Annotated in this window: 13 protein-coding genes; 7 read left to right on the plus strand and 6 right to left on the minus strand. The window is 31.5% G+C overall.

The window, feature by feature from the left end; all coding sequences use genetic code 11:
* Positions 1–3: 3 nt before the first annotated feature.
* The 6 genes from recJ to rimP are packed head-to-tail and all read right to left on the minus strand — an operon-like array spanning position 4 to position 6396.
* Positions 4–1704 (minus strand): single-stranded-DNA-specific exonuclease RecJ, encoded by a 1701-nt coding sequence (gene recJ / locus ACRC8M_RS13070; RefSeq protein WP_438529534.1) that lies wholly within the window; start codon positions 1702–1704, stop codon positions 4–6.
* Positions 1705–1708: 4 nt separating this feature from the next.
* Entirely contained in the window at positions 1709–2065 is a 357-nt protein-coding gene (gene rbfA / locus ACRC8M_RS13075) for a 30S ribosome-binding factor RbfA (protein WP_438529535.1), read from the minus strand.
* Positions 2066–2081: 16 nt separating this feature from the next.
* Complete coding sequence (gene infB / locus ACRC8M_RS13080) at positions 2082–4250, minus strand: translation initiation factor IF-2 (RefSeq protein WP_438529536.1); 2169 nt, start codon at positions 4248–4250, stop codon at positions 2082–2084.
* A 24-nt stretch (positions 4251–4274) separates the two neighbouring features.
* Complete coding sequence (locus ACRC8M_RS13085; protein ID WP_438529537.1) at positions 4275–4799, minus strand: DUF448 domain-containing protein; 525 nt, start codon at positions 4797–4799, stop codon at positions 4275–4277.
* The gene (nusA, locus tag ACRC8M_RS13090; protein WP_438529538.1) at positions 4792–5898 is read right to left on the minus strand and encodes a transcription termination factor NusA; all 1107 of its coding nucleotides are present in this window, start codon (positions 5896–5898) and stop codon (positions 4792–4794) included. Before nusA ends, ACRC8M_RS13085 begins: the two co-directional genes overlap by 8 nt.
* A gap of 36 nt (positions 5899–5934) precedes the next feature.
* Positions 5935–6396, minus strand: a complete 462-nt coding sequence (gene rimP, locus ACRC8M_RS13095) for a ribosome maturation factor RimP (RefSeq protein ID WP_438529547.1) — start codon at positions 6394–6396, stop codon at positions 5935–5937.
* 358 nt (positions 6397–6754) lie between these two features.
* On the opposite strand from rimP, the gene glmS reads away from it, so the two are divergent.
* The 7 genes from glmS to ACRC8M_RS13130 all read left to right on the plus strand — a co-directional run.
* Positions 6755–7168 (plus strand): methylaspartate mutase subunit S, encoded by a 414-nt coding sequence (gene glmS / locus ACRC8M_RS13100; protein ID WP_023050120.1) that lies wholly within the window; start codon positions 6755–6757, stop codon positions 7166–7168.
* 41 nt (positions 7169–7209) lie between these two features.
* Entirely contained in the window at positions 7210–8616 is a 1407-nt protein-coding gene (glmL, locus tag ACRC8M_RS13105; RefSeq protein WP_040406554.1) for a methylaspartate mutase accessory protein GlmL, read from the plus strand.
* A gap of 22 nt (positions 8617–8638) precedes the next feature.
* A complete protein-coding gene (locus ACRC8M_RS13110; RefSeq protein WP_023050118.1) occupies positions 8639–10096 on the plus strand; it encodes a methylaspartate mutase subunit E in 1458 nt (485 codons plus the stop codon).
* A gap of 93 nt (positions 10097–10189) precedes the next feature.
* On the plus strand, positions 10190–11431 hold the full coding sequence (locus tag ACRC8M_RS13115; protein ID WP_438529539.1) for a methylaspartate ammonia-lyase: 1242 nt from the start codon (positions 10190–10192) through the stop codon (positions 11429–11431).
* An 80-nt stretch (positions 11432–11511) separates the two neighbouring features.
* Entirely contained in the window at positions 11512–11772 is a 261-nt protein-coding gene (citD, locus tag ACRC8M_RS13120; RefSeq protein WP_023050116.1) for a citrate lyase acyl carrier protein, read from the plus strand.
* Positions 11773–11799: 27 nt separating this feature from the next.
* Positions 11800–12672: an HpcH/HpaI aldolase/citrate lyase family protein gene (locus ACRC8M_RS13125; RefSeq protein ID WP_040406552.1), complete on the plus strand. Its 873-nt coding sequence runs from the start codon at positions 11800–11802 to the stop codon at positions 12670–12672.
* Positions 12673–12691: 19 nt separating this feature from the next.
* Positions 12692–13450: citrate lyase subunit alpha (locus ACRC8M_RS13130; RefSeq protein ID WP_438529540.1), on the plus strand; the 759-nt coding region annotated here is incomplete at its 3' end.

A 13450-nucleotide genomic window follows, 5' to 3' on the forward strand; every position in this document is an offset into this window, starting at 1 on the left:
ATCTCAAATCTTATGAGATTTAAGATCTTTTAAACGAAACTGATAGAATTCTTCCCCTTTATTAATAATTTTTTCAGGATAGTAAATTATATCATAAAGCATATCCTTATTATTTTTATGTAACTTTGAACTTAAATCAAAAGCTACAAGAGGATAAGATTTTCCATTTTTTGATAAAAATCCATTGAAATGTCGATTTTCAATACCAAAAAACTTTGTATTTATAATTTTAACTCCTCTATCAAGAAAATAGGGATGTTTATTTTCAAGGCCAAAGGGACCTAATTTTTTTATATCGTTAATATGATTTTTATTTATTTTATCGACAGATAACTCTAAGTCGATTTCTAAAAACTTAGGTTGATTTATACTGTGTTCATGAACTTGAATCTCTCTTTGGAAAAGAAGTTCTATTTCATGAAGATTTTCTTCATCAGCTATAAATCCAGCAGCCAAATCATGACCACCAAAACGTATTAATTTATTTTCAATAAGTTTTAAAATATTGAAAATATTTACACCAGGAATACTTCTACATGAAGCTTTAGCAATACCATCTTTTAATGAGATCATAGCGACAGGTAAATTATATTTTACACTTAACCTAGAAGCAACCACACCAATAACTCCAGGATGCCATCGCTCTGATGCAACAAAAATATATTTTAAATTACTTGGATCATTTTTTTGTTGAATCATTTTGTTTGCTTCATCAAATATCATTCTTTCAAGTTCTCTTCTTTGTTTATTAGCTTTTTTCATCTCTTCAATAATGTTGTAAATTTCAAAATCATCTGTTTTCATAAAAAAGTCAGCACCTAATTTAGAATTTCCAAGTCTTCCTAAAGAGTTTATAAGAGGAGAAACAAAATAACTGATATCTGTCGTACTAATATCTTTATTATAAAGTTTTAGATATTTCATAAGGTAAACTAGACCCTTAATTTTTGTATTTTTAAGAGTTTCTAAACCTCTACTTATAATAATTCTATTTTCGTCAAACATAGGAACTACATCAGCAACGGTTCCTATCATAATAACATCCATGAACTGATATAATTTAGAGAAATCTTCATTTAGATAAGAGTAAACTCCTTGAGCAACTTTTAAAGCCACTCCAGCTCCAGCCAAGAATTTAAATTTATAATTATCACTAAGTTTAGGATTAATGAAGAGGATATTATCCTCTTCTTCATCCTTTACACTTTTGTGGTGATCAGTGACAATAACTTCAATTCCTAGAGTGCGAGCATACTCTACATCCTCATAGGAGTTAATTCCTGTATCTACAGTAATTACTAGTTTTCCAGAATTTTTATGGATATAGTCAATGGTCTTTTTATCAAGACCATATCCTTCATCCATTCTATTAGGAATATAGTAATCAATATCAATTCCAATCTCTCTAAAAGCTAATACAAGGAAGATAGCAGCAGTTATTCCATCGACATCATAATCTCCGTAAATAAACAGCTTTTCTTCATTATTTTTAGCTGAAACTATTTTTTCTACAACGCTATCCATCATTTCGAAATCAAAAGGATTTCTAAATTTATTTATAGATGGATTAAGAAAATTATCTACTTCATCTTTTTCTAAAAAGCCTTTTTTTAAAAGTAAAGTAGCTAAAAATTTAGAAACATTCCATTGACTAGCCTTAGTTTCAATAAGATTTTCAGATACTGTTTTATATTCCCAGTGCATAAAATTAACCTTTTAAGCTATCAAGTAACTGGGAGATTTTAATAGCATGTTCTATAGTATCATCCAGTTTTATTCTCATTTCAGGAGTATATCTTAAGGCTAGTTCTTCAGATACTCTTTTTCTAAGAAAACCTTTAATTTCATTTAATCCTTCTAAAACTTCATTTTTATTAACAGTTTGTCCAGCTATTGGCATAACGCTAAAGTATAAATCTGCAAACTTTAAATCTTCAGTAACTCTAACACTAGTAATAGAAACCATAGCTTTTTTTAATTTTGGATTTTTAACCTCTTCGAAAAGACATTTAGAAATAACTCTAGAAATCTCTTTTTCTATTGCAGCTAATCTTTTTTTATTCATAATAAATCACCCACTTTTACTTTAAAGTTCTTTTAACTTCAATAATGTCAAATGCCTCAACAATATCTCCTTCTTTGATATCGTTAAAGTTTTCTATTCCTAAACCACACTCTTGACCAGCAACAACCTCTTTAGCGTCGTCTTTGTATCTCTTAAGTGTATTTAATTTTCCTTCATAAACAATAACACCATTTCTTAAAATTCTGATGTTTGAATCTTTTCTAACTTTACCATCAACAACAACACATCCAGCAATGTTTCCAACTTTAGAAACTTTAAATACCTTTTTAATTTCAATTCTTCCAGAGTACATCTCTTTAAATTCAGGGTCAAGCATTCCTGTTAGAGCTTTTTCAATATCTTCAGTAATATGATAGATAATATTTGAAGTTCTTATTTCAACACCATTAGAATCTGCTTCTTTTAAAGCATTCGTAGTTGGTCTAACATTAAATCCAATTATAATTGCATTTGATGCTTCAGCAAGCTTAACGTCACTCTCTGTAATAGCACCAGATGCAGCTTGAATGATATTAACTAAAACTTCTTCATGAGAAAGTTTTAATAATGAATCTCTTAAAGCTTCAACCGATCCTCTAGAATCAGCTCTTAAAATAAGGTTTAATTCTTTTATGTTTGCGCTATCCATTTGTTGAGATAGAGTTTCAAGAGAGATAGATTTTCTAGTAACTTCAGCAATTTTTCTTTCTTTAGTCATTTCTTCAACAATTCTCTTGGCGTGTTGCTCATTTTGTATAACATAGAATGTATCTCCAGCAGATGGAACATCGTTAAATCCAATAATTTCAATTGGTTGTGAAACTGTAGCAGATTGCACTTTAGTTCCTAAATCATTAACAAGAGCTCTAACTTTACCCATAGATTCTCCAGCAACGATAACCTCTCCAATTTTTAAAGTTCCTTCTTGAATTAAAACGTCAGCAATAGGTCCAACTTTAGGATCTAATCTAGATTCTAAAACAATACCTTTAGCTCTTTTCTTAGGGTTAGCCTTCAATTCTAGAATTTCAGAAGTAATTAAGATTGTATCTAAAAGAGTATCTAAATTCATTCTAGCTTTAGCAGATACTTCAACAAACTCAGTATCTCCTCCCCACTCAACTGAAACTAATCCATGTTCCATTAGTTCTTGTTTTACTCTCATAGCATTAGCGTCTGGCTTATCGATTTTGTTAATAGCAACAATAATTGGTACATTAGCAGCTTTAGCATGAGATAAAGCTTCTATTGTTTGAGGCATAACACCATCATCTGCAGCAACTACAAGAATTGCGATATCAGTAACTTGTGCTCCTCTAGCTCTCATATCAGTAAATGCCTCGTGTCCAGGAGTATCAACGAAAGTTATTTTTTTACCAGCTTTATCAATTTGGTAAGCTCCAATCTTCTGTGTAATTCCTCCAGCTTCTCCTGAAGCTACAGATGTTGTTCTAATAGCATCAAGTAAAGATGTTTTTCCGTGGTCAACGTGTCCCATGATTGTAATAACAGGAGCTCTTTCAATAAGGTCTTCAGGTTTATCTGTAATTTCAAGAGCAAATTTATCTCCGAAATCTAATTCGATTTCTTCCTCTTCCTCAACTAAAGCATCATAATCTACAGCTAATTCTTCTGCTAATTCAAAAGAGATAAGACTGTTGATAGTTAGCATTTGACCTTTTAAAAATAATTTTTTTATAAGTTCAGAACTTCCGATTCCAAGTCTATCAGCAAAATCACCTAAAGTAATTTCTCCTCTAATTTTGATAATCTTCATTCCATCTTCTTCAATAATTTCAGGACCTTGCTCAGCTTTCTTTACAACGAAGTCTGCTCTTCTTCCTTTTTTTCTCTTTTTTGATTTTCCCTCATCTTTAGAGTTCTCATCATTAGTTTTATTCTTGTTTTTATTCTTATTTTTCTTTGTAGGCTGACTCTCCTCTACAAAATCGTCTACATTGTTAAGTTCCATATTTTTTTTCATTGTTTCCTCCTTTATATAAACATTGTTAGAAACAACATCATCATTTTTTTTAGCAAAATAATCTGTGGCAATTTTTTCTTGCTCATCAGTTAATCCAGCTAGATGTGAGTGTACATCAATTCCAATATTGTTTAAAATATCTAAAAACTCTTTGTTTCCAAGACCATATTTCCTAGCTAATTCGTGTACTCTTATTTTCATAAAATCTAGACACCTCCAAATAGCCTAATCTATCAATCCCCTTGCAACTTTTTTATTCTTTATAGCAATCACATTGATTTCATCTTTATTAAATATATCACCAAGTTGTGCTTTATCTCCAAAGTGTGCGTAAGGAATGTTAAATTCCTTAGCTTTTGCAATTATTTTTTTATCATTTTTTTCGCTAATATCTTCAGCGATTATTATGAAATGGATATGTTGAATATCTTCCATAACCATATTGATACCGAAAGTTAGATGTTCAGAGTTTTTCATTGCCTTTAAAATATTTAAGTAATCTTTAGATTGTTTCTTAAGAAGATTTACCATAGCAAGCAAATCTTCTATTTTTAGGCTATATTTTTTACTTTTTGAAATTCTTTTAATACATTCATGAGTTTTACAAACATAGATTGCTCTAGCTTGAAGTTTTTGCTTTTCATCAAATGAATAGTTGCTTTCATTAATTTTTGCGATTCTAAAAAGTTCGCTTTTATTCTTTTTTTCTCTACAAACTACACAAGTTCTTTCAGGTGTATGACTAAGCATTTTCTTCCTCATCTAAAACAACAGTATTGTTTTCTGTTTCCGCTTTGAAAGAATCAACAGTTTTAATGTCTACTCTCATACCAGTTAATTTAGCAGCAAGTCTTGCATTTTGTCCATTTTTACCGATAGCTAAAGAAAGTTGAGAATTTTCAACTAAAACTCTAGCTGTGCTTCCCTCTTCAAGAACTTCAACACTAATAACTTTAGCTGGACTAAGAACAGCTGATACAAACTCTTTAACATCTTCTTTCCAAACAACGATATCAATTTTTTCACCGTTTAATTCGTTAACAATATTTCTAATTCTTAACCCTTTTTGTCCAATACATGCACCAACAGTATCGATGTTTTCGTCAGCTGAGTAAACAGCAACTTTAGCTCTAGAACCAGCTTCTCTAGCAACCGATTTAATTTCAATAACACCATCTGCAATTTCTGGAATTTCTAATTCAAATAACTTCTTAAGTAATCCTTCATTTTTTCTAGAAATTACTATTTTAGGGAATTTATTTGTTTTTTCTACTTCAGCAACATAAACTTTTATTCTTTCTCCAACTCTGTAAACGTCTGCTGGAGATTGCTCAGCAGTTGCTAGAATAGCTTCGCATCCATCAAACTCGATGAAGATATTTCTTTTTTCATCAATTCTTCTGATAATACCTGTGATAATATCGTGTTCTTTAACTTTGAATTTATCAAAAATATTTTGTCTCTCTGCTTCTCTAACTTTTTGAATAACAATTTGCTTACCATTTTGTATTGCATTTCTTCTAAACTCTTCACAATTAACTTCAAGTTTAACAACATCTCCAACTTTAACTCTTTTGTGACCAGCTTCAACAGCATCCTCAACAGAAACCTCAAGAGCAGCATCATATAAATCTTCAGCAGTAACAACAGTTTTTATTTCAAAAACTTTTACCTCACCTGTTGATCTATTGATTTCTACCTCAACATTCTCTTCCTCACCATAGTGCTTCTTATATGCTGCTAACATAGCTTGTTCCACTGCTTCAAGAAGACTCTCTTTGTTTATTCCTTTTTCTTTTTCAAGCTGCTCAAGAGCTTCTAAAAAGATTTTTCCATCTTTACTTTTCATAATGGGTTTTCCTCCTAACTATAACTAAATAAATAATTAAATATCACTAAAATCAAAGACAATATTTGCTTTTTTAATCTCTTTAAAAGGGATTTCAAGAATTTCACCTTTTATATTTAAGAAAAGTGTTTCATCTTTAAAATCTTCAATAATACCTTCAAAATTCTTGTTATCATTAAGCTTGTGTTTTAAATTAACTTTAATTTTTTCACCATTAAATCTAACAAAATCAGATTCTTTCTTTAAAGGTCTTTCAACTCCAGGAGAAGAAACCTCTAAAAAGAATTTGTGAGGAATTAAAGCATCAATAGCTTCGTCAATTTCGTTGCTAAGAGAACCACAATCCTCAAGAGTAATATCACCTTCAGGTTTCTCTATAAAAATACGTACGTATAAATATCCACCTTCTTGAATATATTCCAAGTCAACTAAGTCAACTTCTCTTTTTTCAATAGCTGGAATAACAACTTTTTCTATTTTTAAAAGAGTTTCTTCCATCTCTCTTTTATCAAGTTTTATCATAAAAATTCACCTCTTTCCAAATAAAAACTATAAAGAAAGAGTGGGATTTCCCCACTCTTGTCAGCTCTAGTATAAATTATCCAACTAAAGTATAGCATAAATATAAAAAAAAATCAATGAAATCATATGATTCTATATAGATAGATATATTAGTGTAGGAAAAAAATAAAATATATAGTTGAGAAGTTAATAGTTATAATATATTTTATAAATAGTTGAAAAATCAATGATATAAATTTATTATTTATATTGTATTTTTTTTAAACGTAGTGTATAAAATATATTATAAAAGTTTGTTTTTTATAGGAAAAAAAATAGTGAGGTGTTATTTTCAATGAAAAATGGAAAGAAAGTAGTAATTGGTGTAATTGGTTCTGACTGTCATGCAGTAGGAAATAAAATTATACACCACGTATTAGAGAGCAACGGATTTGAAGTAATCAATATAGGAGTTTTATCTCCACAAATTGATTTCATTAATGCTGCAGTAGAAACAAAGGCTGATGCAATAATCGTATCATCTTTATATGGACATGGGGAATTAGATTGTCAAGGGATGAGAGAAAAGTGTGAAGAAGCTGGATTAAAAGATATCTTACTTTATGTTGGAGGAAACATTGTTGTTGGAAAACAAGATTGGTCAGATGTAGAATCTAGATTTAAAGCTATGGGATTCAATAGAGTTTATAGACCAGGAACTCCAATTGAACTAACAACAGAAGATTTAAAATCAGATTTAGGAATTTAATTATCTAAATCTAATAAACTTAAAGAAAAGAGATGATTTCTATGAAATGTTATCTAACTATTGACTTTGGTAGTACATATACAAAGTTAACAGCGATAGATTTAGTAGGAGAAAGAATTCTAGCAACTGCTAAAGATATAACAACTGTAGAAGATGATATAATGATTGGTTTTGATAAAGCTTATGAGAAACTTGTAAAAGAAATTGAGAAAGAAATTCCAATATCACAAGTTGAATTTGTGGACAAAATAGCATGTTCATCAGCAGCTGGTGGATTGAAAATGGTTGCAATCGGATTAGTTCCAGAACTGACAGCTGAAGCAGCGAAAAAAGCAGCTTTAGGAGCAGGGGCAAGAGTTATGAAAACATACTCATACGAATTAAACTCTCGTGAGATGGAAGAGATTAAAAACTCTCCAATAGATATAATTCTTTTAGCTGGTGGAACAGACGGTGGAAACAAAGAGTGTATAATACATAATGCTAGATTGGTAGTTGAGCATGATATAAGAAAGCCAATTATTGTAGCAGGAAATAAAGCAGCATCAGACGAAATAGAAAGAATTTTTTCTGAGGCAGGATTAGATTATTATATGGCTGACAACGTTATGCCAAAAATAAATAAACTTAACGTTGAACCAGCTCGTGAAGAAATAAGAAAAGTATTCATGAATAAGATAATAGAAGCAAAAGGAATGAAGAAGGCTGAAAGTTTTATCAGCGGAATATTAATGCCAACTCCAGCAGCGGTATTAAAAGCGGCAGAAGTGCTATCTGAAGGAACAGATGAAGAGGATGGAATAGGAGATTTGATAATAGTTGATATTGGTGGTGCAACTACTGATATTCATTCGATTGGAAAAGGTGATCCGTCTAAACCTGGAGTTCTGTTAAAAGGATTAGAAGATCCTGTTGCAAAAAGAACTGTTGAAGGAGATTTAGGAATGAGATATTCAGCAATCTCTTTATTGGAAGCAGCTGGAACTAGAAAAATAAGAAATTATTTAAATGATGTAGACAAAAAATGGGATGTAAAAGGTCACTGTAACTACAGACATGATCATATAAAAATGGTTCCTCAAACAAAAGAAGAAATTTTGTTTGATGAAGCAATGGCCAAAGTTGCAACAGAGTTATCGATGACTAGACATTGTGGAGTTTTAGAGTGTATATACACTCCTATGGGAACAATGTTTAACCAAAGTGGTAAAGATCTTTTAAATGCACCTTATATAATAGGAACTGGGGGAGTTATCGTTCATAGTGAGAATCCGAGAGGGATTTTAGAAGCAGGAAAATTTAATCCAGCAGAACCGATATATTTAAAACCAGAAAATCCAAAATTTATGGTAGATAAAACATATATTCTATCATCTATGGGATTATTAGCTCAAAAAGAGCCGGATTTAGCGATAAAAATAATGAAAAAATATCTGATTGAAGTATAAGTTTTGAGGAGGAATCTGATCAATGAATTTAAAATTTAAAAAATGGACTGATGAAGAGTTCTTTAAAGTAAGAGAAGAGGTTTTAAAGCAGTGGCCAACAGGGGCGGATGTAAATTTAGAGGAAGCTGTAGCTTATCATAAAGCTTTACCTGAGCACAAAAACTTCGCTAAAAAATTAATAGATGCAAAAGCAAAAAATATAACTTTAGCTCAACCAAGAGCAGGAGTTGCTTTAATTGAGCAACATATTGAGTTATTAAATTTCTTAGATAAAGAGGGTGGAGCTGATTTATTACCATCTACAATAGATTCTTACACAAGACAAAATAAATATGAGAACTGTGAAAAAGGAATTGAAGAATCTAAAAAAGCAGGAAGATCATTATTAAATGGATTCCCAGGTGTAAACCACGGAGTTAAAGGTTGTAGAGAAGTTGTAGAAGCGGTAAACTTACCTTTACAATTAAGACACGGAACTCCAGATGCTAGATTATTATCAGAGATAATGCTAGCTGCTGGATATACATCAAACGAGGGTGGAGGAATATCTTACAACATTCCTTATGCAAAATCAGTAAGTTTAGAGCAAACAATAAGAGATTGGCAATATTGTGATAGATTAGTTGGATGGTACGAAGAGCAAGGAGTTTCTATCAATAGAGAACCATTTGGACCATTAACAGGAACATTAGTTCCACCATCAATTTCAAATGCTGTTCAAATCATTGAGTGTTTACTAGCTGCTGAGCAAGGAGTTAAAAATATTACTTTAGGATATGGACAATGTGGAAACTTAGTACAAGACGTTGCTGCAGTAAGATCTATGATGGAGCAAGCTGAAGAGTACTGTAAAGAGTTTGGTTATGAAAATATGCAATTAACTTCTGTATTCCACCAGTGGATGGGAGGATTCCCTGAAGATGAGGCTAAAGCCTTTGGAGTTATTTCAAATGGAGCATCAGCAGCAGCATTAGCGGGAGCAACAAAAGTTATCGTAAAAACACCTCACGAGGCTATCGGAGTACCAACAAAAGAAGCTAACGCAATGGGAATCAGAGCAACAAAAATGGTATTAAACTTATTAAGAGGACAAAATTTACCAAACTCTGAAGAAGTTCAATTTGAAAAAGATATGATAAAAAGAGAAGTTAAGCAAATTATCGATAAAGTACTTGAGTTAGGAAACGGAGATTTAGCAGTAGGAACTGTTAAAGCATTCGAGCAGGGAGTTTTAGATATTCCGTTTGCACCATCAAAGTATAATGCAGGAAAAATGTTACCAGCAAGAGATAATAATGGAATGATTAGATATTTAAATGCAGGAAACTTACCTTTATCAGAGGATATAAAAGCTTTCCATACTGCTAAATTACAAGAAAGAGCAGATTTTGAAGGAAGAGAAATAAGTTTCCAAATGACAGTAGATGATATATTTGCTGTAGGAAAAGGAACATTAATTGGAAGACCAGCAACAAAATAATTTCTATAAAAATAAAAAAATATTATTTAAAATTTGATTTATTATAAAAGTTAGGGAGAGAGATCTCCCTCGTAAAAATCAGGAGGAATTAAAATGAGAATAGTTGATGTAGTATGTTCAGCAGGAAAAACAGGTTTTTACTTTGATGACCAAAGAGCTATAAAAAAAGGAGCAGGACATGATGGATTTGCTTATGTAGGAGAGCCAGTAACAGAAGGATTTACTTCAATTAGACAAGCTGGAGAAGCAATCTCTGTACAATTAATATTAGAAGATGGTCAAGTAGCATTTGGAGATTGTGCAGCAGTACAGTATTCTGGTGCGGGAGGAAGAGACCCATTATTCCTAGCTAAAGATTTTATTCCAGTAATTGAAAAAGAAATCGCTCCAAAGTTAATTGGAAAAGAGTTAGATAACTTCAAATCATTAGCTGAAGAGTTCGATGGAATGTTATTAGATGGAAAAAGATTACATACTGCTATAAGATATGGAATTACTCAAGCTTTATTAGATGCTGTAGCAAAAGCTAGAAAAGTAACTATGGCTGAAGTTATTCAAAAAGACTATAATACAGGTTTAGAAATTTCAAAAAGACCTATATTCACTCAATCAGGAGATAACAGATACGAGAATGCAGACAAAATGATTATAAAATCTGCTGATGTTTTACCACATGCTTTAATAAATCATGTAGAAACAAAATTAGGTAAAAATGGAGAGTTATTACTTGAATACGTTGGATGGTTAAGAGATAGAATAATCCACTTAAGAGATTCAGAAGACTATACTCCTATTTTACACATAGATGTATACGGAACAATTGGAGCAGCATTTGATGGGGATACAACAAAAATGGCAGACTATTTACAAACATTAGTAGATGCAGCAAAACCATTTAAATTAAGAATTGAAGGTCCTATGGACGTAGAAGATAGAGATAAGCAAATTGAAGCTTTAGCAGCATTAACAGCTGAAGTAGATAGAAGAAACATGGGAATCGAGTTAGTTGCTGATGAGTGGTGTAACACTTATGAGGATATCGCAGCTTTTGCTGATGCTAAAGCTGGACATGTAGTTCAAATAAAAACTCCAGATTTAGGAGGAGTAAATAACATAGCAGATGCAATTATTTACTGTAACAAAGTAGGAATTGGTTCTTACTGTGGAGGAACTTGTAACGAGACTAACAGATCAGCTGAGGTTACTACAAACATAGCTATGGCATGTGGAGCTCTTCAAGTTTTAGCAAAACCAGGAATGGGTGTTGACGAAGGATACATGATCGTATTCAACGAAATGAGCAGAGTAGAAGCTTTAGTAAACAGAAGAAAGTAATAGACTTTTAATTCTGGGAAAAGGTGGGGGTCTCCTACCTTTTCCTTTAATTTTATAGAAAATTCTAAGAGGTGAATAGAATGACAATAAATAAACCCGCTAAATGTGGAACATTAGAGTCTAATGATATATTTGTAATGTTAACTCCAAGTGAAAATGGAATAAGTATTGAATTAGAAAGTGTTGTAGAAAAGCAGTTTGGAAATCATATAAAAATGGTTATTGAAGAGAAATTAAAAGAGATGGGAATTACTTCAGTTTTAGTAAAGGCTCAAGATAAAGGAGCTTTAGATTATACAATAAGAGCTAGAATTGAGGGAGCTGTTAAAAGAGGTTGTTAAATATTCCTTTTAAGGTGAGGTGTTAGTGTGAAATTAAGAAGAACAATGTTATTTATGCCTGGAAATAACCCAGGGATGCTACAAACAGCAGATACATTTGGAGCAGACTCAGTAATATTTGATTTAGAAGATGCAGTTGCTTTAACAGAAAAAGATGCAGCAAGAATACTAGTAACAGAAGCTATGAGAACGATGAATTATGGAGAAACAGAAGTTGTAATAAGAATAAATCCATTATCATCTCCATTTGCAATGACAGATATAGATAAAATGGCTAGATTAAAGCCAGATGCAATACTACTTCCAAAGGCTACTCCAGAAGATATGGAAATTTTGGAAAAAGAGTTAGAAAGAATTGAAAAAGAGGAAGGCTTTGAAGTAGGAACTATAAAAGTTCATGCTTTAGTAGAGACAGCTTACGGAGTGGAAACTGTTTATGAAACAATAAAGTCTTCTAATAGAATTCAAGCTGTTTTATTAGGTGGAGAAGATTTAGCAGCAGATTTAGCAGTAAAAAGAACTAAAGATTCAGAAGAGTTATTTTATGCTAGAACAAAGGTAGTAAATGCTTGTAAAGCATTAAAAGTAGATGCAATAGATACACCTTTTACTGATACAAATGATTACGAAGGATTAGCTGCAGATTCGAGAAAAGCTAAAATGTTAGGATTCTCTGGAAAGTTAGCTATAAACCCAAGACAAATAGATACAATTCATGAAGTATATTCTCCAACAAAGCAGGAGATAAATCATGCTTTAAGAGTTATGGCAGCAAAAGAAGAAGCGGAAAAAGAAGGATTAGGAGTGTTCTCTTTAGATGGAAAGATGGTTGATCTTCCAATTATAAATAGAGCTATCCAAACTTTAGAAATTGCTGAAATGATTGGATTATTAGATTAATTTAGGGTGAGGTGTTCTAATGAAAAATATTTTAGGGAGAGAAATTCCTGAATTTATAGAAGGATATGGAAATGTAAAACAATATAAAGGGTATCTTTCAAATAAAGATGGAGTAATAAAAAAGGATTTTAAATTTAAAACTATATCTGCTCAAGATTCAAAATTACATACAGATTTAAACAAATTAATGGATAAATTACCATTGAAGGATGGGATGGTAGTTTCGTTTCACCACCATTTAAGAAATGGGGATTTTGTTTTAAATATGGTAATGGAAGAGATTGCAAAAAGAGGATATAAAAATATAACAATAGCAGCAAGTTCTATATTCCCTTGTCATAAAGGGTTAGTAAAAATGATAGAAGATAAGGTAGTGACTCAAATATATGCAGCATATATATCTGGACCAGTAGCCGAAGCTATATCTCAAGGGAAGTTAGAAAGACCTGCTATAATGCATACACATGGTGGAAGAGCAAGAATATTTGAATCAGGAGAGAGAACTATTGATGTTGCATTCATGGCAGCTCCTACAAGTGATGAATATGGAAATATAAATGGTGTAGATGGAAAATCAGCTTGTGGAGCATTAGGATATGCACATACAGATGCAGAGTTAGCAAATATAGTTGTAGCTATAACAGATAATCTAGTTGAGTATCCAAACACGACAATTGAAATAAATCAAACTTTAGTAGATTATGTTTTAGTTGTAGATGCAATAGGAGATCCGAAAGGAATTGTGTCAGGAACAACTCAAATAACTAAAAATCCAATT

Source organism: Cetobacterium sp., assembly GCF_051653945.1.
GTDB lineage: Bacteria > Fusobacteriota > Fusobacteriia > Fusobacteriales > Fusobacteriaceae > Cetobacterium_A.